Raw genomic sequence first — 23015 nt, forward strand, 5'->3', positions numbered from 1 at the left:
GAAAAATTCAACATCACGAGCTTCAACACGCAGGTCGGAAACGTGTCGTTGACGCGTCTCACGGCCGAACAGGCGGCATGGCTGCAACAAGCGAATGCCGATCGCGCGACGTACGGTGCTTCGCCGTTGGTCTTCGACGAAATACTCGAAGAAGGGGCGCGACACTGGGCCGGCTATATGGCCGCGAACGGCCTCTATCAGGAAACGTGTCCGGCGAGCGACCCGTCGTGTCAAACCGCGCTCGCGTACGAGCAAAGCCATGCGGGAACGTACACGTCGAACGGAAGCAACATCGATTCCAAACAACCGCCGAGCACGTGGCAATCCGCCGAAGCCGACTTTCTGGCGCAGGCGAACAATTGTCCGCCGCCCGCGAACGCGGCGACCTGTCCGAACAACGCCGGTACGAGTAAATTCCTCAATCTGGTAAACGCGCGCTTCATCTGGGTCGGACTCGCGCTCGCGCCGAACGGGCGAGGAAGCGTTCCGGGAAGCTTCGCCGACTACTACGATGCCGAGTTCGGCACGCCGTATCAGTAAAGCCCCGAGGGAGGAGTTCCTTCCGGTTCGGAGCTAGTAGCCGAGGTGCACGACCTTGGAATCATCGCGCCGGTGCCGATCAAGAACCGGCGCGTCTGGCGCGATCTCGCGAAGATTCTTTCCACGGTGTTCAACCCGTTTCTGACGGCGCTGGCGCTCTTTATCATCCTGGCTCACGCCCGGGCGTTCGATACGACCAACTTTTGGTGGCTGCTCTTCTTGAGCACGTTCTTCACCTCGATCGGTCCGATGCTCTTCGTGTTCTGGCTCTATGCCACCGACCGCATCTCCGATCTGGATATGTCGATCCGCGAAGAGCGCGAACGCGTCTTCGGAGCCTTCGTCATCTTCTATTTGCTCGGCACGCTCGCGCTCTGGTTCACCCGCTCGCCTGCTCTGCTGATCGCTTCGATGGCGGGGTATACGCTCTCCACGATCGTCGTGCAGTACATCACCCGCTACTGGAAGATCAGCACGCACGCGCTTGGAATCACCGCGCCGCTGGTCGCGCTGACCCTGCTCTACGGGCGCGAATTGCTGCCGTTCTTCATACTCATACCGATGGTCTGCTGGGCGCGCGTCTATCTTAAAGCTCACACCTTCATGCAGGTGGTCGCAGGATGTGCGCTCGGGACCTTCTCGGTGATGTTCTTCTTCCGCCTCTTTCACATTAGCACGCTCTAGCGGGTCCTTCGGCCCAAGGACGCGCGTTCGGGCCGCTGAACCTTGCATGCAGTGCTCAACGAGATTCCGTCGGACGTCCTGCTCACCGCAACCGATGCGGCGACCGATTTTGTCATCCTCACCGACGCCACCGCCCCATCATGCGGCGGCCCGTTCATCACGTACGCTAACGCGCGCTTCCTCACCGAGACCCAGTACAAGGTCGACGACGTGCTCGGCAAAAGCCCGACGATGTTCTTCGGGCGAGCAACCGACACGAACGTGACGCTCGCCATTCGCACGGCGATCGAGGAGCAGCGCACGGCCAGCGCGCGGCTCGTGATCTACCGTCGCGACGGCAGCGCATTTTGGGCCGAATTCAACGGCTCGACGGTCCCCGGCGAGCACAACGATATCCGCGGCTGGATCGCCATCGGTCGAAACATCACCGAGCGAAAACGCGACGAAGATCAACTCGCGATGTTGTCCGCCGCGGTCGACAACACGTCGGATCAAATCGCGATTTACGCGATCAATGCGGTCGGGCGCCGCGCCCCGCGCCTGGTTTTCGTGAATGCAGCGATGCTCGCGCATACGGGATTCTCACGCGCCGAACTCTTCGCCGGGCGCACCGGCGTCGGTCCCGAGACCGACATGCGCGTTGTCGAACGCGTAACTGCGGCGCTGCGCAAAGGGGTGCCGATTCGCGAGCGCATGCGGCTCTATCGCAAGGACGGCAGCGCCTACTGGGGTGAGCTCGCCGGCCATCCCGTTCTCGACCCGTCCGGTCGCGCGACGCACTGGATAACCGTCGAGCGCAATATCGACGACGCCGTCCATCAAGAGCTGGCGCTGGCCGAGTTGAGCCGCATGCAGAACGATTTGATCGCGATGCTCGCACACGACGTGAAAGGCCCGTTGACGGTGATTGCGGGCTACGCGCAGCTGCTGCGCGAGAGCTTGCCGGCCACCGAGGACGCGTTGAAGGCACTCGACATCATCGACGAAACGGCCGAGCGTTTGACGCGCTTGGCCGACGAAACGCTCAGCATATCGTCGATCGAGAGTTCCGAGTTTCAGATCGAAAAAACGCTCTTCGACCTCGGGGAACTCTTGCAGCGCGTCGTCGACGAGCGCTCGGCACGCCATCCGATCAGCCTGTCGTATCCAAAAGGTGCGGCCCCGATAACGGCCGACCGTGAAAAACTCTATCAAACGTTCGATAACATCGTGAACAACGCGATCAAGTATTCGAAGAGCGCTGCGACCGTCGAAGTGAAGCTCTCGAGGCTCGGCGGTATCTATCAAATCGTCGTGACCGACCACGGCATCGGCATTCCGCGCAAGGAGATCGACTATATCTTCGGCCGGTTCGCGCGCGGCTCGAACGCCAAGGCGCAAGGCGTGCCGGGTACCGGTTTCGGCCTCTATCTCGTCAAGACGATCGTCGAATTACACGGTGGGACGGTGCGTGCCGAAAGTAAGGAAGGCGCGTGGACCTCGATCACCGTCCAACTCCCCATTACGCTAGGAACGTAACGCAAGCGGCGCGACCGCTTCGATGCGATCGCGCTCTGGGAGAGGGCCCATCAATCGCTCGACGTTCGCGCGAAACGCGCCAAGATCGCCGTTGGTCGTGTAGTGCGTGATGCCCGAACCGGGGGCCAGGCCGCGCTCGCGCACGAGCGTCGCCGTACGCTCCGCCTGAACCAGCGCCGGATCGACCCGCACGACGCTTTCGCCGAGAGCGCGCGCGAAATGCGCGTCGAGAATCGGGTAGTGCGTGCACGCGAGCAAGACGGCGTCCAGATCGTGCGGCAGTTGCGCGCAGTAATCCGCGACGGCTTCGCGCGCCGCCGCGCCGTCCGCCAGCCCCGCTTCCACCAACGGAACGAGTTTCGGTGCGCCGATCTCGGTGACGCGCGCGTCGGGAACGCGCAGGCAAATCTGACGCGCGTACGACCCGCTGCGCGCGGTCGCCGCCGTAGCGACGACGCCGATCTTCTTATAGCCCGCGCGTTCCGCCGCGATCGCGGCCGATTCGATCAAATCGAGCACGGTCGCCCGCGCGGGCGGCCAACCGGCACGATCCGCGACGGCGCACGATGTGTTGCACGCCATCACGATCGCCTCGACCGCCCGACCGTCGAGCCAGCCCACGTTGTGTTCGAGCAGCCGCACCAGTTCGCCGTCGCTGCGGTCGCCGTACGGAAGATGCGCTTGATCGGCAAAAAACAACAGATCGTGCGCGGGCAAGAGTTCGCGTACGCGACGCAGCACCGTCAGGCCGCCGAGGCCGGAATCGAAGAGTCCGAGCACTATTGCCCGCTGTCTTGCGAACCGGCGGGAGGCGCTCCGGCATAATCGCCGATACCGTCGGCGATCGCTTGGGCGACCTTTTGCCGCCAATCCGCCGATGCCAGCTTGGCAAAATCGTCGGGGTTGGTAAGAAACGCCGTCTCGACGAGAATCGCCGGCATCGCCGAATGCAGCGTTACGTACAGTTTGCTTTTGACGATGCCGTCGTCGCTGGTGCCCAGCGTCGTCGCGAGCCGTCGCTCGACGTCTTTGGCAAACGGAACGTCGGAGGGCTTCGAGTAGTACGTCGTCGTGCCGTGCGGACCGGCATTGATAAATCCGTTGACGTGAATGGAGACGAACATTCGCGCTCCGGCGTGGTTGCCGATATCGACGCGCGCTTGCAGTTCGTCGTGCGCCGAATCGTACGGACCGAAGACGTCTTTATCCGTGTCCCGCGTCATCGTGACCTGCCACCCGCGCCCGACCAGAAGCGTGCGCAGTCGCTTGGCCATATCCAGCGTGAGATTTTTTTCCTCGAGTCCGCCGCGCACGGTTCCGCCGTCGCTGCCGCCGTGTCCGGGATCGATCACGATCAGACGCGGATTCTGCGCGGCGTAGGGCTTCGCGCTATCCTCGGGTCGCGGCGAGAATTTCCACGCGTCGTTGCTATCTCCGGCGGGCGCATTCGCAATTGCGGAGCTGCCGATCGTGCCCGATCCGCTCTTCGGCGCATTCGCTACGTCGGCCGCGGTGCCGGATACGTCGATCGTAAGCCCGCTATCGGTCGGCCGCACGTCGACCGTGTCGTAATCGGTCAGGCTCAAGGCAACGCGCACCGTGCGATCGGCGGCTTGTCGTACGCGCACGGTCTGCACCGGGCCTTCGCCAGTTTGATCGCTCGGCGCCATACCGAGACTCGCTTCGTGAATGTCCACGTACCAGCGATTATCCGGTGGCCGAAGGCGGTGCCATTCGTAGGTGGCGTTTCCGCTGACCGCGATCGTAATATGATATCCCGCGGCCGTCGCGCTGCCGGTGACCGCATCCACGGTAACGCCCGACGCTTGGGCCGGCGCCGGCGTCACCGTCGCCGTTTGATCCGCCGGCTGTTCGGGCGTTGCCGCCGGCTGCCCGGCTATGGCGCTACCGAATCCCATCGTGAAATCGCGCTGATCGTCGGTCGACGGCGGCCCGTGCGCGGTTCCCGGCACGAGCGCGAGCGTCACGAGCGTCCGCGGATCGCGTACGGTGCCCTCGGTGCGAATGTCGATCTCACGTAAGCCGCTGGCCTGCACTCGCCGCGAGCGTTCGAGCGTCGTTCCGAGTCCTTCGAACGCGAGCACGATGCGATCTCCCGTTGCGCTCACTATGTGCGCGTCGATCGGAACCGCGGCGTGGGCGACCAGCTGCGTGCCGCCGCCGCTGCTGCGTATATCGATGCCGGCCAACTGCGGCTGAAGCACGACGTCGCTTCCGTCGCGTTTCGGCGCGAGATCGAGCGCGCGCACGAGTTCGTCGAGCGGCACGTACGCTTCGCCGTTCTTGATGAACGGTGCGAACGGCGCCTGTTGTTCGACCGGACCGACATCGTATCGCGTGTCGCCGACGGCAAAACTTACGACGATCGGCTGCGCCGTCGTCACCAGTACGTAGCGCTCGCCCGACTGCCACGTTACGGTAGCGCCGAGAGCCTCGAGCAACGCACGTAATCCGGGATCGTTGATGCCGATCGCTTCGCGGCCATTCTGCGAGTAGAGATGCGAGAACGTCAGCGGCTTTCCGGCGAAGACGTATGCCGAGCGCTGCTGCGCGGATGCGGGCACGGATGCGCCGCCGGCAACGAAGAGTGCCAGCGCTAAAGCGCTAAAAATCCGAACGCTGTAACGGTTGATCCAGCTCAAGATGCCCCCCAGGCAGCGTGCTAAGCTTTTCGCCGGCGATGCGAACGCCGACGGCATGAATGCCGGGCAAGCCGGTCAGCGTCCAGACGAGCGACTTGAACTCGCCGCTCTCCCCGAACGTACCGGTCTGACTCTCGACCTCTTTGGAGAGATCGACGACGGCCGTCGAACCGGTAACGTCAACGGAGAGGACATGCGTTCCAGTCGGGAACCGAACGGCGTTGACGTTGCTCGCAGGGCCGGCAACCGCTTGCGTCGCGGCATAGAGCGCCGCGTTATGTAGATGTTCGGCCGCGCTCTCACCCGAAGCTTGCGGACGCATCGAAACGCTCCACGGGATCTCGCTCTGACCATCGGCCTTGGTGTAATACACCGTGAGTTGACCGCCGACCGGGCTGCTCTGGCGAGAGAGAAAGAACCACGACGCCGCCGACACGAGAACGAGCAGCGCGATTAGAGACAGTATCCGTGTAGCTCTCACGGACTCCGCACTTCGGCGATTGCGCGGAAACGGCCTTGTGGGCAGGAACGCTCCCGTACGCACGCGATAGGCGATACATGGGTATCGCGCGCCGCATCGCTCTCGTGCTGCTCGGAGCATTCTTTATTGCGGCCGGCATCAATCATTTCGTGCATGCGGCATTCTACATTCGCATCGTTCCCCCGTGGCTGCCCGCGCCGGGGCTGCTGGTGGCAGTCAGCGGCATCTGCGAGGCTCTCGGCGGAGCGGGCGTGCTGGTTCCGGCAACGCGTCGTATCGCCGGCATCGGCCTGATCGCGTTGCTCGTCGCAGTCTTTCCGGCCAACGTGCAGATGGCGCTCCACCCGCAACTCTACGGCGACGTCGGCTCGCCGACCGCGTTTTACGTTCGTTTGCCGCTCCAGGTGGTCGTTGTCGCATGGGTATGGTGGACGTGCTTGCGCTCGCGCTGATCGTTCTCGCGCTCTCCATTTGGATCGTGCTGCCGGGTCCGAATTTGCCGCTCTTCGCGCTGACCGTTGGAGCGAGCGAGCTTTGGCCCATTCTCACGATCGTGGATATCGTCGCGCTCGCGGCGATCGTTCGCTTCGCGCGCGGACGGCTGCGCGCATTGCCCATCGCACTTGCCGCCGTCGCACTCGGATGCACGCTCGTCGTACCCGAAGCGTACGTCGCGTACGGACCGCACGTTCCGTTACAGGCGTTCTTTCGCGCGATCCCGCCGCGCAACGTCGCCTCGCCGCCGCCCGGTGCGCCGGTCGTCGTTGCGATTTACGGCGGCGCGTGGCAGCGCGGTTCGCCCGCTAACGATGCGGCGCTCAACGCAACGATCGCGTCGTGGGGCTATCGCGTCGTGCCGATCGATTACCCGCACGCGCCGCAAGCGCGCTGGCCCGCGCAGCGCGATGCCGTGCTCCGGGAGATCGACGCGATCGACGCGCGGCGAATCGTGCTGCTCGGTCACTCCTCGGGCGCGCAGCTCGCCTTGATCGCGGGCGCTCTGCGCTCGAAGCGCGTGAGCGCCATCGTCACCTACGAAAGCCCCGTCGATCTGCGGCTCGGCTACGAGTACCCCGCGCAGCCCGATATCATCCACGCGCGCGCGATCATCGGCGCGCTCTGCGACGGGCCGCCCGTTCGCAAGCCGGCGTGTTATCGCAGCGCGTCGCCGCGCTACGCCGTGCACGCCGGCATGCCGCCGGTCATGCTGATCGCGGCCGGCCGCGATCACGTCGTCAACCTGCAATTCGAACGTTTCCTGCGCGACGAGTTGCGCGGCGACGGCGTCCCGGTTACCTACCTCGAGCTGCCCTGGGCCGACCACGCTTTCGAAACGGTCGCCGGCGGCTTCCACGATCGAATCGCGCTATGGTACCTGCGCCGATTCCTAGCCCGAACGGCCGGTACTCAAGCGGGCGTTTCGCGCGATTCGTGGAACGCAGGCGAAGATGCTCGCTCTCTCTCACGTCGTCCTGCACCTCACGCTCGCGTGTAAGTCCACCGCAAAACTTTCGGCCGAAGCGGCGGTTCCGATTCACGTCGTGCTCGCCTACCCCGTGCGCGCGCCGGAGATGGATCAAACCTTCAAGGTCCAGCGCGATAGCGACAACGTCGCGATCGTGGAATTCGATGCTCCGCAGGGCGTGTACCGGCTATTCGCCGACATCGGCGGTAAACGGCGGTGCGGCGGCGTGGATTACCTCGTCGTGTTGCCGGATCACGATCGCTCCTTCGCGCTAACGCTTACCGACCGGCCGGTGCCGCCGATTACACCGGCGCTCGTTGCCGGCTCGGCGGAGATGATCGCGCATCCGACGGTCGTGCTCTTTCCCAAGAATACCGCCTGCAATAAGTCCGTCGGCGATCCGTTGAGCGAGCCCGTCGATAACGAGATCAGCCCCGGTGCGTACTATGCGGCGGTCAACTCCGCAATCGGCATTCACGAGCGCGGTTCGCGCATCATCGCGGTTCGGCTCACCGATTCGAGCGGCGGCTTTCATTACATTCGCGTGCGAATCGATTTTCCGAATTATACGAACGGGTGGCCGACGTTCACGCACTTCAACGTTTCGACCGATCTGATCGAATATGCGGCGGATAAACCCGAAGATACGCTGCTGTGTCCGCCGATGTATCGAACCTCAGTAGGCGGCCCCGGCTAACGCTCCGACCACCGCATCGCTCGAGCGTACGATTCCCATGCGGCGGAAAACTCCGCCGACGGCGTGCGCGTGTTCCTCGGCAGTCATTGCGGCCATCGCGTCTTCCACGAAAAGGATCGGGTAGTTGCGCTCGTAGGCGTCGCGAGCCGTTGATTCGACGCCGATGTTCGTGCTGATCCCGCAGAGTACGATGCGCGTTACACTGCGGCGGCGCAGTTGCAGATCGAGGTCCGTACCGTAGAACGCGCCCCAATTTCGCTTGGTCACGATCGTATCGCTCGCGCGCGCGCCGAGGTCGGGAACGATCTCGTCCCAACCGGCTGGTCTGGAGGCGGCCGCGACGGCGTCGTCGAGCAATGGCGCGAGCGCGTCGCCGCCGCCGGCGTCGAACGAGACACGCACGAAGACGACCGGCAATCGCTTCCCGTGGAATGCCTCCACCAGGCGACCGGTTCTCGTTACGACATCCTTCGCCGTGTGCGGAGCGGTTTCGCGATCGACCACGCCCCTCTGCAGATCGATGACCACGAGCGCGGTTAAGCCGCTAAAAAACTCGCGGGTATCGATCATCGTTGCGGTCAGACTCGACCGGCCATATGGAAACCGAGCCAAATGGTTCCTACGATGACGAGCAAGCCCACGGCGGAGAGGATGAGCGCGGCGTTCTTGTTACCGCGATCGCCGAACCGTCGCGCAAACACGTAAGCGAGCATCGCGGCGATGGCACCGAGGATATGCGCGATGATCTCCGGCGGCAGCGGCCGGTGCGAGGCGCCCCACATGCCGGCAACGATCAAGCCGACAACGACCTGCAAGCCGATGATTCCGACCATGACCCGCCGGCCCATCGGTACCCACCCGACGAAGATCGCCAGCAGCAGGACGAGGTAAGCAATCACGAGGTGAATTTCCAAAACGATACTCAAACGATAACCTCCGGCAAGCGAAGCGGCGACTTGCCTTACTCATACGTGCACAACTCTTGAAGCCCTTGCAACGTGCGGCGCACGCATGCTCGCGATTCTTTCGACGGCTGCCATCGGCAACGTTCATTCGGCCGTCATGTAACGGGTCTATGCTGTGTTCAGAGCCCGGGACATCCAGCACCATTAGGAGACAATCCATGACGACCAACAAGAAATTTCTGGCATTCGCGATCGCCGCCTTACTCGCCGTACCGGCCGGTTTGGCGATGCAGCACGCGGCTGCAGCGGCGACGCCGCCCGCGACGCACGCAACGATGACGGCTCCAGCCGCCGCCGATGCGGAGACCGCCGATGGCCCGTCGACGGGCGCCGACAAAGCCGATACCGAGCAACCCGGCGACAAGGCCGATACCGAACAGGGCGCCGCGAACGATAGCGAAACGAACGATTCGGGCCCCGATGGCGGCGAAGGCAACGGCTAGAGCCTAAATCCCCTGGGGGGAACAAAAAAAGAGCCCGCCGATCGGCGGGCTCTTTTCTTGTAAGCTTTACAGCTTAGCGGTAGCTCGGACGGCTCGCGAAGCAATCGCGGCAGTATACGGGCTTGTCGCCGCGCGGTTGGAACGGGACTTCCGCCACGCCGCCGCACTGGCTGCACGTTGCTTGGAACATCTCGCGACGCGCGCCGCCGCCACCGGCAGCTCCGCCGCCGCTGTAGTTACCACGGCCGCCGCCGCCACCCTGATTCGCCTTGCGCGCGGCGCGGCAATCGGGGCAACGATTCGGCTTGTTCTGGAAACCTTTGGCAGCGTAGAACTCTTGCTCGCCGGCAGTAAATGCGAACTCGCGCGAACAGTCAACGCAGTTCAGTTTTTCATCTTGGTACATGGACGAGGACTCCTTAGTCTTCTTCTAATTGATGGTGTGATTGGTATCGACTCGCCTAGCACGCTAAGATGGTAACCGACTTCGAAACCTTAGGTGGCCAGGCTATCACGCTCGAGCCGAAAAAGCAAGGTATTCCTTTTCCGGCTCCTATGGCCACTCCCACCCTGAACCCCTGGCCCGGCCCTTTGGTTGCCGCTCCCGGCAAGCACTACGCCCTCGGACGGGTAAGTAGAGCGCAATGAGTCGTATGAAGGCCCTCTTTTGTTGCTTGGCCGCCTGCGCCGCGATGGCGGCGCCCGCGAGTGCCCAGCTCTTTCCGGGCTTTCCGGGCACCTCGTCCGCACCGGTCTCGCCGGGCGGAATTCGTCAAGAGGGCGTCTATACGACGGCTCCGGTCATGCTCGATGGCCAGGTCCTCTTTCGGATCGCCTCGCTAACGTCGGCGCCCAGCGACTCGATGCCGCTCGGCCTGCGCCAGAGCTCTATCCAAAATGCGCTGGCGGAAATTGTCTCGGCGCAGGGCGCCGGGACGGCCTACGACCCGCAGAGCTTGCGGGTCCAAATGCGGATGGTCGGCGACCAGGCGCTCCTGGAAGTGGTCGACGCAAAACATCGCGACCCGCTTCCATTGCTGACGATTACCACCGTCGATGCCAAATACCATCAGCAGGCGGTCGCACACGTTGCGAAATCGTGGCAGAATACGGTACAAAAGGCGCTCGAAGCGGCACTTCGCATACGCGAGCCCGCACAGGTCCGCGATAACGTCGGCGATGTCGTGCGTCTGGGCATTGCGCTCGTCGTTCTCACGCTCATCGTGTGGGGAATCATGGCCGCCGTGGGGCGCAAGATCGCGGCCATCGAGGCGCTATCGGCGGCACGAGATCGCGAGCTGGAAAACGAGCAAGCGCGCTCCGCCCCGGAGCAGCCGCAGGCCCCCGAGAACCGCCGCCGTTTTCTGGCGCTGGCCTTACGCGCGGCCTCGCCGGTTCAACGCCTGCGGGTCTATCGCGCGATCGACGGGATCTTGCTCTGGGGTACGCTCCTGGTCTGGGTTGCCGCGATCACCTGGGGGCTCTCGCTCTTTTCGCAAACCACGCCGTACGCGCACGCTCTCGCGCGCGGCGCACTGGGCGTGCTCGCGATCTGGGTCGTTGCCGGACTGCTCGACCGCATACTCGACGTCGTTATCGCCCGATCGGCGACGGCGTGGCACTCGGGTTACTCGATGACCGCCGAAGAACGCGCGCGGCAGCTCCTGCGCATTCCGACGATCACCCAAGCGCTCGCGGGCTTCAAGACCTTCGTCGTCGTCTTTCTGGCCGCGCTCGCGAGCTTGAGTCAAATCGGTATCCCGATCGGATCGGTCGTCACCATCGGCGGCGTCGCCGCCCTTGCGGTGACCTTCGCAGCGCAGAATTTCGTCCGCGATTTCGTCGGCGGTTTTTTGATTTTGTTCGAAGATCAGTATGTGGTCGGCGACTACGTAACGATCAACGGGCACAGCGGATTGGTCGAGCAGTTAACGCTGCGCATGGTGCAGATCCGCGACGGCGCCGGCAATCTCATAACGATCTCGCACAGCGCCGTTACGCTCGTGATCAACCAATCACGCTACTGGTCGCGCGTGGACTATCGCGTCTCGGTCGATCCGGCCGCCGACATTTCGAAAGCGCTTGCGGCTCTGCGCGAAGCCGTCGAGGGACTCGCAACCGATCCGCAGTGGCGCAACGCCTTTCTCGGTCCGGTGGAATGGATCGGCGTCGAAGCGATGACGCGCGACTACGTCGCGATCCGCGCCAGCATTAAGACCGCTCCTCTACGACAGTTCGACCTGCGCCGCGAACTCAACGCGCGCGTTCAGGCAACGTTCGCCCGCGCCGGCGTGGGCTTCGGCGCCCCGCTTCCCGAGACGCTCTAGCGGAGCGGGTCTTTTCAGGGGCCGCATCATCCAATAGGTCCCGTCGTGGCGTATGCTAATCGTGTACCATGGGATACCAGCCGTTGCTCAACGATCTCGCGGACGATAAGGACGCGCTGGCGCGCGCCTTCGCGGCGCACGATCGGACCGCGTTCGAGGAGGCCTACCGCCGCTACGGGGCGCTGCTCTATTCCGTCGCGTACAACGTGCTCCACAATACCGACGACGCGCAGGATTGCGTTCACGACAGTCTCGTCCGAGTCTGGCGAAACGCCCGTGCCTACAGCCTGCAGCGCGGCGCACTTCGCTCGTTCTTGGCGGTCTGCGTCCGCAACGAAGCGATCTCCCGGCAGCGCACCGCAACGCGGCGCAGCCGCCTGAGCGAACGGATGGAACGAGAGGCAACGGTGAGTGAAGAGTTTGCGATCGAGGACTTCGTGGAAAATCGCCGGCTTCACGATGCGCTCGCGACGCTTCCCGAAGAGCAGCGTCTTCCGCTGCTGCTGGCCTATTTCCGCGGCAAGACGCACGTTGAAATCGCGCAAGAACTCGGGGCGCCGCTGGGCACGATTAAGAGCCGCATCTCCCACGGCCTGCGCAAGTTAGGCAGCACCCTTCAGGTAGAAACGGCGCCATGAACGATCACATCGACGAACTTGCCGAACTCTATGCGCTCGGTACGCTGGACGCGGCGGAGCACGCCGCGGTGGAACGTCACATAGCGACGTGTGCGGCGTGCGCGCGGCGTTTGCGCGAAGCCGAGGCGACGGTGACGGCGATGGCCGAACTTCAGCCGCGTCATAACCCGCCCGAGCCCTTGGGCCGCCGCATCCTGGCGAGCATTACGCCGCGCGGCACGCGATTCGATCCGCGCGCGTTCGGCGGCGCATTGGCCGCCGCGCTCATCGTCGCCGTGGGGGCCTTCGGGTACGCGAACGTTCAGATCGGCGGCATGCATCGCGCCATGTCGCAGGACGATCGAGCGCTCGCGCAAATCGCCGCCGGGCCGTTCGCACACGTCGCCTTCGAAACGCGAGCGCGACCGACCTCGGCGCAGGTGCTGTACTCGCGCGACGGTGCGTGGTACTACGTGGTCGTGATGCATCCCGATCCCGCGATGCAGATCGCTTACGTGCACGATCATCGCATGGAGATGCTCGGCCACGTGCGCATGCACGGCAGCAGCGGTACGCTCTACCTCCCGGTCAATCACAAAATGGACGATCTCGCGCTCATCGAGGACGGCACGGTGATAGCCGACGCGCACCTCACCTACTAGAAAGAGTCGAATCGAAATGAACGTGTTCTTGAGCGCCGTACTTACGGCGAGCCTTCTGGCGGGCGCGAGCGCCCTCGCGGGGCATTCCACCTCGCTGCCCTCGCTCCAACCCGTTTTGCAGGACACGCGCTGGTATAACGGGCGCGCCGACGCAGCCTCGCTCAAGGGCAAAGTCGTTGTGGTCGACGTGTTTACCGTGGATTGCATCAACTGTCAAAACGTCACGCCGGAACTGCGGAAACTTCACGCAAGCGACGCGCGGCGCGGCCTCGCCGTCATCGGCGTTCACACGCCCGAGACCTCGTGGGAGAAAAATCCGCGCCACGTGGCCGCCGGCTTGGCCCAGCTCGGGGTCACGTGGCCGGTCGCGATCGACGACGATCGACGCATTTGGAACGCCTATGGCGTAAGCGCGTGGCCGACTCAGCTGATTTTCGACCGTCACGGCGTGCTGCGGGCCACAATCGTCGGCGATTCACAAGACGCGCAAGTCGAGCGCGTGGTAAATGGCTTACTCTCGCAGCGTTAGCGCGCGCTCGAACATCGCGCCCACGGCGGCGACGATCCGCGCGACTGCGGGCGGCTTGTACGGGAAGCGCTCCGGAGAATCTTTCGCGTGCACGAACGTTGCGGCGTCGGCTTCGAACACGAGCAGTTCGCCGCCATCCGTGCGCGCCGCGTCGATGCCGAAGTAGTCGAGGCCGATCGCCGCGGCGAGAGCCTCCATTGTCTCGATCCAATATGGAAATACCGCGCCGGGATCGTTGAGGAAGGCGGCTTCTTCGTCGCGCATCCACTGGCAATCGAACATCGCGCTCGTCTTGTAGTGAATCATCCAGTTCGGCGAGATCGCCAAATGATACGGGTACGCGAGACCGTCGACGAACATGATGCGATACTTGCGGTAATATCCGTCGGCGCTGCGATACTCCACGTACTCCGTTACATCGAAACCCGGTTCGCTCGGCCGATCGGCGATGTAGGCCGCCAATTCGGCGTTGTTTTCGACCCGTTCCAAATCGCGCCCGGCATGGCTATCGATCGGCCGTGCGAGCAGCGGAAAGCTCGCTGCGTCAAGCGATACGTCGCGGGCGAGTCGCCGCGTCTGCGGAACGATGCAATGCGGGACGTCCCGTAACGCGGGCGCCAACGACGGCCGCGCCGTCTTCCACAGGTTGCGCGGATGATTGAATACGGGCTTGCTCTGCGAGTCGATAAACTGCGCGGCGAGCCCGACGGCGCCTGCCGCCGCCTCACTCTCAGAGACGGCATTGAAAATCAGGTCGTACGACGGGAGCGGCGACGATAACGCCGCGGTGTCGTCGTTGGGCAGATACAGCCGGTGGATCGCGATTCGTTCGTGATCGACCACGAAGTCGAGCGGAACGTTCGCGCTGCCCGGCGCCGGACGGGCAAGCACGAGCACCGAGCGGCGCGCGCCTTGCGGAGCGGGAGTGCTAAATAGAATGCACCGGGCGAATGCGTTCGCATAGTGATAGCGCGCGCTTTCCAGATCGTCGAAGTTGTATTCTATCTCGGCCGTCGCGAGTTGCGCGTCGGCCGCATCGGGCTCGAGCAATACCGCGCGGCGATACGCCGCCAGCGCTTCGGCGAAAGCGCCGGTTCGCGCGAGCACGTTGCCGAGCGCCGCGTGCGCGGCGCCGTTGCCGGGATTCAAGGCCACGGCTTCGTCGAGGAGAGCGCGCGCGCGATCGAGCGCGGGGAACGCCGGCAGCGTTCCAGGCGCGAGATGGTGCGCGGCAATATCCGGCCGAAGTTCGCAGGCGGCGGCAAACGCCGCGTCGCCGGAGGCTCGCGATGGGAACGGCGCCAACGCTCGATCGAGATCGGCCCTTGCGCGCGTGTGCTCCGGATCGACGAGCAAGGCGTGACGCTGGAATCCGATCGCGGCAACCGCATCGCCGCCGGCGCCGCAGAGCCGGCCCATCAAGTTGAGCGCGTCGGCATCGTCGGGCACTGCGCGCAGAGCGTCGGCGCAGAGTCGAAAGCTTTCGAGCATCCGGCCGGCCCGCTCGGCCTCGAGCGCCGCGCGCAAAGGAACCATGCCGTCGTCTACGGCGGCCAGCCGCCCAACCCTCGCCGGGCCTCGCTAGTTTTTACGTCGAGAACGTATAGAGCGGGTAGGCGCTGCAGTAACCGTTGCTATTCTGCTGCAAGCCGACGTTCCAGGTGCGGCCGCTCGGCAGCGACTGAATCGACGCCGAGTAATAAAAATCCGACCCATACGGGTGCGGGCCGTTCGGATCGCTGACCAAATTGAGCTGCGAGCTTTGCATTTGCGGGTCGACGTTGTCGCTCAGCACCAGGCTCCAATTACGATACGTATTGAAGAGCGTGTTGTTATTGCCGTTCGCGACGATCGTGATCGAGCCGATGTTCGGATTCACGCCCGACTGCCCGTTGGTTGGATTGGCAAGCTGGACTTGCGTGCCGGGATTACATTGAAAGCCCGAACCGCCGAATATCCCGCCCAGTGCGCCTCCGCCGCTGCCGCAGGCGGTTAGAGCAAGCAGGGCAACCCCGAGAGCCAGCGCGCGCGCATAAGACATGACTCAATACCTCAAGCAAGGAAGTAGTAGTCTTGCAACGTGAGGATTATCGGTTTTGTTCCGAGGATGCGAGCCGCGCGTACGCCGGCATGTCGCAGACCGAACGTGAGCGTCCTCGCACCTGCAGTAAGCGTGCGCTACCGAGAACCAGCCCGGGACCACAGCGGAGCGACGAGAGGCGAGGTATCGCGCGTGGCGGTCGTCGTCCACAGATAGTCGGACGGCAACGGATCGCACTTCGAGTACACCGTGGATCCATGAGCACGATTCCACGCAAGCGACGTGTGACTCGGACGAACCGGCTTGAATCCCGAAGTCTCCGTCATCGGATATTTCTCGGCGCGCGCGGTCGCCAGCACCGCATCGTCGAGAGACGCATTTCCGCTCGGCGTCACGACGGCCGCGCCCGTTACGGAACCGGCGGCATCGACGTGCACGCGAACCGATGCGGTCAAGGTGCTCGACTCATTTCGCAGCGATGCCGGAAACGCCGGGACGCCGGTGTGAAGCACATTCGGCACCTTGCACGATGTCGGGTGGAGCGCTCTCCAGCCGGCTGGATACGACGGAGTGACCATCGAGAGCGTTTGGTCGCGCGGGTTGCCGCGCGCTCCAACGTACGCGCTCATTCGGAGCGTCGAGGTAATGGCGGCGCAGTCGTGCAAGGCCGGCTCGTACGTTTCGTGCATGAACGTGCGCGCGATCATTTCCACAAGGCCGGGAATGGAAGGTGCCGAAACGACCGCGAGCTTGCGCACCACCCCGGCTGCATCCACCGTCAGGTCGACGGTCGCAATGTGGGAGGCTCCTAGCCGCCGCACGTATTTGCTCGGATCGGCCGGTCCAACCCAATACCTTTCAACGCTCGCCGTGCGGTCGATTTCCATCATCATTCGAATTCCGCGATTCGGTGACGCACAACCGCTCGCGAGTTGGAGCTGCGCCGGTAGCGGCGACGGTGCATACGCGAGCACCGGAGAGACCGATTGAAGAACGATCGCGATGAGGGCGAACAGCATCAGCGTACCTCCTAGGGCGGAAAGCGAGAGGCGAAGACTTCGGGGCCTAGCGTCGAGGAGGCGTTCGATTCGCGCGACGAGGGAGTGACGCGAGCCGACGGCGCTCGGGGCGGCGAACGGAGCGCGGGTACCCGCGCGGTTCGCCATGGCCGCTAAAGTCCGCGCGAACACGTCTCCCGCGCCGAGTCGCGCGACGACCCAGTCGTCGCATGCGATCTCGCGCTCCGTCGCGAGCCGGTTCAAAACGAACCACGCAGCCGGGTTAAGCGCAACAAACGCTTCGAGAATTCGCGCGAGCGCATTCGTCCACACGTCGTTGCGCCGCAGATGCGACGTTTCGTGCATGACGATCGCGTCCAGAGCGTCGAGCGACTGCTCTTCCACGAGCGAGGCGGGCAGGATGACGGCCGGACGCAGGAAGCCCATGGCGAACGGAACGCGGGCGCGCTCGGAGAGCAAGACCGGGTAATCGTGCGTCAAAGACCAGACTCGCGCTTTGCGCCGAAGCGTTGAAAGCTGGAAAAGATTGAACGCGAGAAGAGCGCCTCGTGCGAACGCCACGAGCACCCAGACGAGCGCGAACGTGATTGCGAGCTTCTGCGAGACAGGGATGCGCGGCGCTTGCGGCGTTTCGATCGACGGCGCAGCAGGCAGCGCAACGTCGGGTAGGTTTGTGAGCGCGGACGGAGCGGAAACCCCGGCCGGAGCCGCGATGCTCGCGGGGGCGGAACGCTGTGGCGATGCGGGCACCGAGACCGTCGCCAGCGGAACGAGCACGAGCGCTGCCAGCGCGCACAGCCAAATCGCGTAGCGCGTCGCCGCGCCGAGTCGCGGCAAGCAGCGCAGGCCCAGCCACACGAGGCCGACGATCAGCGCGCCTTCCCATAGGCTGTCGAACAACGCACCGGAAATAAAGAGCGCCGCCTGCGCTACGATCGTCATCATTTCCGTCCCTTCGGTTTGCGCTCGAGCAATTCGCGAATCGCTTTGCGATCGGCGTCGCGCAATGGAACGTCGTCGAGCAGGCTGACGGCGAGCGCGTTCGGAGAATTCTGAAAGAACCGCGACAGCACATGACTCACGGCGGATTTCGCGGCGTCGCTTCGCTCGACGAGGGGACGATAGGTGAAGGCGCGGCCGGTCTCTTCATGGGCGACGTAGCCCTTTTGTTCGAGCGTCCGCATTGTAGAAAGCACGGTGTTGTACGCCAACGGCGGCGGCGCCAGCGCCGATGTAACCTCGGAAACGGTCGCTCGGCCCTTGGCCCAGAGCGCGTCCATCAATCGCAACTCGTGATCGGTGAGCACCAGAGCCTTCTTACGCGGCATTAGCACCTCCTAGTTTCCTAGTTGCATAATACGTCGCGAAAGAACGCGTGTCAACTAGTATCCTAGGAGTCCGACTAAGGCCACGAGCGGCCAGCGCAGCAGACGGTGCTATATTGACAATATTCAATATTAGCGTAGTATCGAAGTATGTCAATGCAACGGTGCTGCCCACCGGCATCGGTCGTGAACGACGACTTCAACGACCGGGCCTCCCTTCTAAAGGCAGTCGCAGACCCATATCGACTCATGATGCTCTCGACAATGGCGGCCAGCGAAGGCGAGGTCTGTGTGTGCGACTTCACCGAGGCCCTTCCGCTTAATCAGCCGACGGTATCACATCACCTCCGCATCCTAAGGGAGGCAGATCTCGTGACCTGCGAACGCCGAGGCACCTGGGTGTACTACCGACTCGCAGCGGATGCCAAGGCGCGCCTAGACGATGCATTGACCTCCATTTTTCGACAGAAAGTACAAGCGTGAAGACCCACCTGAACCTTGCGACCACTGACCTCGCCAAAAGCGTGGAGTTCTACTCCACGTTACTCGACGCAACCCCGGCAAAACTTCTGGGAGACTACGCACTCTTCATCACCGAGCAACCGGGCCTCGAACTCGCCCTTGATTTGCGAGAATCCGTTTCCCCGACGCTCGATGCGCACTACGGCGTGTATGTCGAAACGGATGGCGACGTCGAACGCGCTATCACGCGCCTGCAGTCGGCGGGTCTTGCCTCGTCCATCGAGCGTGAAGAGACGTGCTGCTACGCCAATCAAACCAAAGTCTGGGCGACCGATCCGGAAGGCCGGCGTTGGGAGGTCTACACCGTTCACGAAGATACGGAAGAACGGGATAACGAGGAAACCACTTGCTGCACGAGCGACACCGAAGCGCAACGTTCATGCTGCGTCCAATAATGGCTGCACTCCTTGGTACACCTCGGAGCGCAAGGGCTCGCGTCGAGATCCACGTGCTCTTCCTCCGATGAATGGAATGCCTGCGTGACTTTACTGAAAAGAAGCGTCGCGGAAGCCTTAGGTACGGCATTCTTGCTAGCGGCGGTGGTAGGATCGGGAATCATGGCTCAACGTTTAAGCGGAGGGAACATAGCGATTGCACTTTTAGCCAATACGCTTGCCACAGGCGGTGCGCTCTTCTGCCTCATCTCTGCGTTCGGGCCGATTTCCGGAGCGCACTTCAATCCCGCGGTCACCCTGTGCGACGCATGGCAGAAGGGCTTACCATGGCCGGAAGTTCCGGCATACGTTGGTGCCCAAGTGATTGGCGCGTTGACGGGAACGGCGATGGCTAACCTGATGTTTGGGCTGCCGCTTTTCTTCCCGTCGCATCACATCCGCACCGGCGGCGCGCAGTGGCTTGGCGAGTTCGTCGCCACGTTTGGGTTGCTCGCCGTGATTTGGGGATGCGTGCGCTTCAAGAACGGCCTGGTCCCCTTCGCCGTCTCGGCGTACATCGTCGGAGCGTATTGGTTCACGTCTTCCACGTCGTTTGCTAATCCGGCCGTGACGATCGCGCGGTCGATGAGCGACACGTTCGCGGGTATCCGCCCGAACGACCTATTTGGGTTCATCTTAGCGCAACTATTCGGCGCGTTTGCCGCCACCGCTGTCTTCGCATGGTTAGCGCCAATATCGAAAGATGAAGCGAAATCCGTACTGCTTCCCCATGAGGTTCGGGAGATTTCGACACATGCCGTCTGACAAGAAGCCATTCGTGCTGTTCGTTTGTCGCCACAACACTGGCAGAAGCCAGATGGCGGAAGCCTATCTCCGCCACTTTGCCGGCGACGCCGTGGAAGTTGCATCCGCGGGCACGGAGGCGGCCGATATGCCAAACGAGGGAGTCGTCGCAGTGATGGGTGAGGACGGCATCGATATATCTTTAGCCAGGCCGAAAGTAATCGATGCAGGTATCGCGGCTCGTGCGGACCGCATCATTACGATGGGCTGCGACGTTCGGGGCGTAGCGCGTATTGACGACGACTGGGGACTGCCGGATCCCAAAGGACAACGGGCGGAGCGCGTGCGGGAAATCCGCGATATGGTCAAAGAGAAGGCCAAGACGCTGGCAGCGGAACTTCTGATAACGCAAAAATGAAAACGCCCTATCCCAAGGAATGCATGGTATTCATGTCATTTTTGGGATAGAGCGTACAATGGTGGAGCTGTCGGGGTACCGCCCCCCGAGTCCGAAAAGCCGGACCAATGCTTTCTCCAGGCTCAGCTTCGACTTTATCTTACTCGAACGTACTCCTCGAAGCAGGGATTACCGTTCGCAGCAGATCCTGTTTCTCGCATGCGCTGCGGATCAGCTTCGCATACCAGCCCGACTTTGTGGCGGGAAGACGGAGTGGTTCGGGCCGACTCTCCGCGTCCCGTCGCTAACCTAAATTAGGCAGCGAGTGCGTATTGATTGTTCGCGTGTATAACGCTTGCGATCGTTTTTGGAGAGCTCGCAACTCCGCCTGCTTACATTGACCGCGGATCTTCCCGTCGAACCTATTTCAGCCCCGCGACCGTCATCCATCATAACACGGGTGGCAAGTTGAGGGTGGCAGCCCGGCGCTCCCGAGCGAAAGCGAGCAGATCGGCCTCCGGCATGGGCCGGGCCAGGTAGTAGCCTTGAACTGCCAAACATCCAAGCTCGCGCACGGCGTCGAACTGCTCGATCCCCTCGATGCCCTCCGCAACGACGTGTAAGCCGGCACTGTTCCCCAGCTGCACGATCGCTTTGGTGATCGCTCGATCGAACGGGTTTCCGGGCAGATCGGCGATGAAGCTGCGATCGATTTTGAGCGTATCGAGCGGAAATCGTTTGAGATGGCTGAGCGAACTGTACCCGGTGCCGAAGTCGTCCATTGCGAGCCGTACGCCGAGCGATCGCAGGCGCGTCATGATCTCGATCGCGTTACCGACGTTGAGCATGACGCCGCTCTCGGTCAGTTCCAGCTCCAGCATTTCGGGCAAGAGCCCCGACGCGCGAATGGCGCGCTCGACGGTGGTGACGATATCGCCTTGCTCGAAATCGCGCGCCGAGACGTTGACGGCGACGGGAATCGCCATGCCCGCGAGCGACCACGCGCGCGCGGCCGCGCAGGCTTGCCGCAAAACGAATTCGTCGATCGCGACGATGAGGCCGGTCTCTTCCGCAACATCCATGAAAGAACCGGGTGCGAGGATGCCGCGTTCGGGGTGCCGCCAGCGAACGAGCGCTTCGGCGGCAAGCACGCCGCCCGTCACGACGTCGACGATGGGCTGGAAGACCAGCAAGAACTCGCTCGCCTTGAGCGCCGCGCGCAGGCCGTTTTCCAGCTCCAGGCGCTCGCGGGCCGCGGCGTGCATCGGGCGATCGAATACTTCGAATGCGGTCTTGCGGCTCTTGGCCGCGAACATGGCGGTATCCGCATTGCGAATCAACTCGTTCGCGCTTGGGCCGTGTTCGGGGTAGATGCTGATGCCGATGCTCGGACGCGTATGCAGGAGGCGCCCATGCAACTCATACGGATCTTCGAGCGTCTGCAGCAATCCGCGTGCGAGTGCCGAGGCCGCCGCGACGCCGCCGATCTCCGGAGCGATGATGAGAAACTCATTGCCTCCCCACCGCGCGACCATCGTTCCCGCCGTCACCGCGCTCTTGAGCCGCTGCGCCGACTCGCGCAACACGTCGTCGCCGGCGCCGTGACCGAGGGTTTCGTTGATCGACTTAAACCCGTCGAAGTCGATGAAGAGTACGACGAGGCTTTCCGGGGTTGCGCGGCCGAGCAGACGTTCGAGCTCGCTCTCCGCCGAGCCGCGATTATGCAGCCCCGTCAGCCGATCGTGACGCGCGAAAAAGTCGAGTGCGGCCTCGGCCGCTTTGCGTTCGGTGATGTCGAGCAGCGTACCGATCAACATGACCGGCGTGCCGGCATCGTCGAACTCGTATCGCCCCTGCACGTGCACCCAGCGCACTACGTCGTCCGCGCGCACGATGCGGTGATCGAGGCGATAGGTTCCGTCGCCGGCCTGGGCCGCAGCTAGCGTACGATTCACGAGCGCGCTATCGTCGGGGTGCGTCAGCAGGAGCCGCCGCCGCAAAGCGGGGTTGCGCACTTGCTCGGGCGTTACGCCGAAGATCCGACAGAGTTCGTCCGACCACGTTGCTTCGTCTGTCCGCAGATCGCGCCGCCACGTACCGAGATGCGCGGTTTCCTGCGCTTCGCTCATCCGCTGTTCGGAGTCGCGCAACGCCTGCTCGGCCAGCACGCGCTTCGTTGCGTCGATCGCGACTACGGCACGCGTCGCACGGCCCTCGAAGTCGCCGGTCGTTGCGATCGCCTCGACCAGAAGCACGTCACCGGATTTCGTGAGGTGCCGCCACGGACCGGCGACCTTCGGATCCAAACTCCGCGAGCGAATCGCCCGTTCGGTCTTCGCCCGATCCTCCGCCGGCCGAATATCCAGCAGCGTCATCGCGAGAAACTCTTCGCGGGTATATCCGTATCGCTCGATTGCGGCGTCGTTGACGGCTAAAAACCGCAGCGTTTCGCGATCGTAAAACCACGCTGGACAGGGAAGATCGAAGAGCGAAACCGTGTACCCAGCCACTCTTTTTCTATCGGCCAACTCATTCGAGGGCGTAAGGTCGGGTCCCGTCTCCGGCCTCGGCGTTTCCACCTCGACTACACCGCTCGGGCGCCTTCGGCCTTGAACAGGTGCGAGACGAAAAACGAGACGATCATCATGACGATCGCGCCTTCGAGTGCCGGCACAAATCCGTCGACTTTGAACCCGGGCGCGATCGCAGCGGTGAGCCAGAACATCAGCGCATTGATGATAATAATGAAGAGCCCAAGCGTGACGATCGTCAGCGGCAACGTGATGAGCAAGACGAGCGGCCGGATGATCGCATTGACGAGACCGAAGATGATCGCCGCAACGAGGGCCGCGACGAACGAACTTACGTGAAACCCCGGTATGTAGGTCGCAATCAGGTAGAATGCGACGGCATTGACGAGCAGCCGGATAATGAGATGCATG

26 protein-coding genes and 1 other RNA gene are annotated in these 23015 nt (G+C 63.1%); 14 read left to right on the top strand and 13 right to left on the bottom strand.

The genetic code is table 11. The features are described 5' to 3' along the window. The 3 genes from VIG32_11650 to VIG32_11660 all read left to right on the top strand — a co-directional run. Positions 1–540, top strand: a 540-nt coding sequence (locus VIG32_11650) for a CAP domain-containing protein (protein ID HEY8298663.1), incomplete at its 5' end; no start/stop codon positions are given. A 45-nt stretch (positions 541–585) separates the two neighbouring features. After that, the gene (locus tag VIG32_11655) at positions 586–1224 is read left to right on the top strand and encodes a phosphatase PAP2 family protein (protein ID HEY8298664.1); all 639 of its coding nucleotides are present in this window, start codon (positions 586–588) and stop codon (positions 1222–1224) included. A 51-nt stretch (positions 1225–1275) separates the two neighbouring features. Then, positions 1276–2742 carry an ATP-binding protein gene (locus tag VIG32_11660; GenBank protein ID HEY8298665.1) on the top strand — a complete coding sequence of 489 codons (1467 nt, stop codon included), beginning with the start codon at positions 1276–1278 and terminating at the stop codon, positions 2740–2742. On the opposite strand, the gene murI is transcribed toward VIG32_11660, so the two are convergent. From murI to VIG32_11675, 3 genes are read right to left on the bottom strand one after another with little or no spacing between them, the layout of a single operon-like run. Beyond that, on the bottom strand, positions 2731–3522 hold the full coding sequence (gene murI, locus VIG32_11665; protein ID HEY8298666.1) for a glutamate racemase: 792 nt from the start codon (positions 3520–3522) through the stop codon (positions 2731–2733). The two genes, VIG32_11660 and murI, sit on opposite strands and share 12 nt — an antisense overlap. Beyond that, entirely contained in the window at positions 3522–5405 is a 1884-nt protein-coding gene (locus tag VIG32_11670) for an N-acetylmuramoyl-L-alanine amidase (GenBank protein ID HEY8298667.1), read from the bottom strand. Before VIG32_11670 ends, murI begins: the two co-directional genes overlap by 1 nt. Continuing rightward, a complete protein-coding gene (locus tag VIG32_11675; GenBank protein HEY8298668.1) occupies positions 5368–5886 on the bottom strand; it encodes a GerMN domain-containing protein in 519 nt (172 codons plus the stop codon). Before VIG32_11675 ends, VIG32_11670 begins: the two co-directional genes overlap by 38 nt. Before the next feature lie 77 nt (positions 5887–5963). Here VIG32_11675 and VIG32_11680 point away from each other — a divergent pair, with 77 nt between their 5' ends. Genes VIG32_11680 through VIG32_11690 form a run of 3 tightly spaced genes read left to right on the top strand, consistent with a single transcriptional unit; the run spans position 5964 to position 8048 of the window. Further along, positions 5964–6338 (top strand): hypothetical protein, encoded by a 375-nt coding sequence (locus tag VIG32_11680; protein HEY8298669.1) that lies wholly within the window; start codon positions 5964–5966, stop codon positions 6336–6338. Next, positions 6320–7381: an alpha/beta hydrolase gene (locus VIG32_11685; GenBank protein HEY8298670.1), complete on the top strand. Its 1062-nt coding sequence runs from the start codon at positions 6320–6322 to the stop codon at positions 7379–7381. The genes VIG32_11680 and VIG32_11685 overlap by 19 nt, the downstream gene beginning before the upstream one ends. Further along, a complete protein-coding gene (locus tag VIG32_11690) occupies positions 7335–8048 on the top strand; it encodes a hypothetical protein (GenBank protein ID HEY8298671.1) in 714 nt (237 codons plus the stop codon). The genes VIG32_11685 and VIG32_11690 overlap by 47 nt, the downstream gene beginning before the upstream one ends. Here the strand turns inward: VIG32_11690 and VIG32_11695 are convergent. Next, positions 8028–8618, bottom strand: a complete 591-nt coding sequence (locus tag VIG32_11695; GenBank protein ID HEY8298672.1) for a hydrolase — start codon at positions 8616–8618, stop codon at positions 8028–8030. The two genes, VIG32_11690 and VIG32_11695, sit on opposite strands and share 21 nt — an antisense overlap. 8 nt (positions 8619–8626) lie before the next feature. Next, positions 8627–8974, bottom strand: coding sequence for a hypothetical protein (locus VIG32_11700; protein HEY8298673.1), 348 nt, complete (start codon positions 8972–8974; stop codon positions 8627–8629). A 197-nt stretch (positions 8975–9171) separates the two neighbouring features. Here VIG32_11700 and VIG32_11705 point away from each other — a divergent pair, with 197 nt between their 5' ends. After that, entirely contained in the window at positions 9172–9456 is a 285-nt protein-coding gene (locus tag VIG32_11705) for a hypothetical protein (protein ID HEY8298674.1), read from the top strand. 73 nt (positions 9457–9529) lie between these two features. Here the strand turns inward: VIG32_11705 and VIG32_11710 are convergent, their stop codons facing one another. Continuing rightward, entirely contained in the window at positions 9530–9862 is a 333-nt protein-coding gene (locus VIG32_11710; protein HEY8298675.1) for a zinc-ribbon domain containing protein, read from the bottom strand. Positions 9863–10100: 238 nt separating this feature from the next. Here VIG32_11710 and VIG32_11715 point away from each other — a divergent pair, with 238 nt between their 5' ends. From VIG32_11715 to VIG32_11730, 4 genes are all read left to right on the top strand, one after another. Then, positions 10101–11783: a mechanosensitive ion channel family protein gene (locus VIG32_11715; GenBank protein ID HEY8298676.1), complete on the top strand. Its 1683-nt coding sequence runs from the start codon at positions 10101–10103 to the stop codon at positions 11781–11783. A 68-nt stretch (positions 11784–11851) separates the two neighbouring features. After that, a complete protein-coding gene (locus VIG32_11720; protein HEY8298677.1) occupies positions 11852–12421 on the top strand; it encodes a sigma-70 family RNA polymerase sigma factor in 570 nt (189 codons plus the stop codon). Then, positions 12418–13062: a zf-HC2 domain-containing protein gene (locus VIG32_11725; protein ID HEY8298678.1), complete on the top strand. Its 645-nt coding sequence runs from the start codon at positions 12418–12420 to the stop codon at positions 13060–13062. Before VIG32_11720 ends, VIG32_11725 begins: the two co-directional genes overlap by 4 nt. A gap of 16 nt (positions 13063–13078) precedes the next feature. Continuing rightward, the gene (locus tag VIG32_11730) at positions 13079–13591 is read left to right on the top strand and encodes a redoxin family protein (protein HEY8298679.1); all 513 of its coding nucleotides are present in this window, start codon (positions 13079–13081) and stop codon (positions 13589–13591) included. Here the strand turns inward: VIG32_11730 and VIG32_11735 are convergent. The 4 genes from VIG32_11735 to VIG32_11750 form a co-directional block, all read right to left on the bottom strand. Further along, positions 13574–15127 (bottom strand): tetratricopeptide repeat protein, encoded by a 1554-nt coding sequence (locus VIG32_11735; protein HEY8298680.1) that lies wholly within the window; start codon positions 15125–15127, stop codon positions 13574–13576. The two genes, VIG32_11730 and VIG32_11735, sit on opposite strands and share 18 nt — an antisense overlap. Positions 15128–15179: 52 nt before the next feature. After that, on the bottom strand, positions 15180–15632 hold the full coding sequence (locus VIG32_11740) for a hypothetical protein (GenBank protein ID HEY8298681.1): 453 nt from the start codon (positions 15630–15632) through the stop codon (positions 15180–15182). Positions 15633–15769: 137 nt separating this feature from the next. Beyond that, positions 15770–17596 (bottom strand): M56 family metallopeptidase, encoded by a 1827-nt coding sequence (locus tag VIG32_11745; GenBank protein ID HEY8298682.1) that lies wholly within the window; start codon positions 17594–17596, stop codon positions 15770–15772. After that, positions 17593–17979 carry a BlaI/MecI/CopY family transcriptional regulator gene (locus VIG32_11750; protein HEY8298683.1) on the bottom strand — a complete coding sequence of 129 codons (387 nt, stop codon included), beginning with the start codon at positions 17977–17979 and terminating at the stop codon, positions 17593–17595. The genes VIG32_11745 and VIG32_11750 overlap by 4 nt, the downstream gene beginning before the upstream one ends. A 476-nt stretch (positions 17980–18455) precedes the next feature. On the opposite strand from VIG32_11750, the gene VIG32_11755 reads away from it, so the two are divergent. The 3 genes from VIG32_11755 to VIG32_11765 all read left to right on the top strand — a co-directional run bounded on the left by VIG32_11755 (position 18456) and on the right by VIG32_11765 (position 20094). Beyond that, positions 18456–18893 carry an ArsI/CadI family heavy metal resistance metalloenzyme gene (locus VIG32_11755; protein HEY8298684.1) on the top strand — a complete coding sequence of 146 codons (438 nt, stop codon included), beginning with the start codon at positions 18456–18458 and terminating at the stop codon, positions 18891–18893. An 84-nt stretch (positions 18894–18977) separates the two neighbouring features. Beyond that, positions 18978–19697, top strand: coding sequence for an MIP/aquaporin family protein (locus tag VIG32_11760; protein ID HEY8298685.1), 720 nt, complete (start codon positions 18978–18980; stop codon positions 19695–19697). After that, a complete protein-coding gene (locus VIG32_11765; GenBank protein ID HEY8298686.1) occupies positions 19687–20094 on the top strand; it encodes an arsenate reductase ArsC in 408 nt (135 codons plus the stop codon). The genes VIG32_11760 and VIG32_11765 overlap by 11 nt, the downstream gene beginning before the upstream one ends. Positions 20095–20153: 59 nt before the next feature. Here the strand turns inward: VIG32_11765 and ssrA are convergent. From ssrA to VIG32_11780, 3 genes are all read right to left on the bottom strand, one after another. Continuing rightward, positions 20154–20508, bottom strand: a transfer-messenger RNA (tmRNA) gene (ssrA, locus tag VIG32_11770). Between the two features lie 14 nt (positions 20509–20522). Then, positions 20523–22583: an EAL domain-containing protein gene (locus VIG32_11775; protein HEY8298687.1), complete on the bottom strand. Its 2061-nt coding sequence runs from the start codon at positions 22581–22583 to the stop codon at positions 20523–20525. 74 nt (positions 22584–22657) lie between these two features. After that, positions 22658–23014, bottom strand: a complete 357-nt coding sequence (locus VIG32_11780) for a phage holin family protein (protein ID HEY8298688.1) — start codon at positions 23012–23014, stop codon at positions 22658–22660. Position 23015: the final 1 nt, after the last annotated feature.

Source organism: Candidatus Baltobacteraceae bacterium (assembly GCA_036559195.1).
Lineage (GTDB): Bacteria > Vulcanimicrobiota > Vulcanimicrobiia > Vulcanimicrobiales > Vulcanimicrobiaceae > JALYTZ01.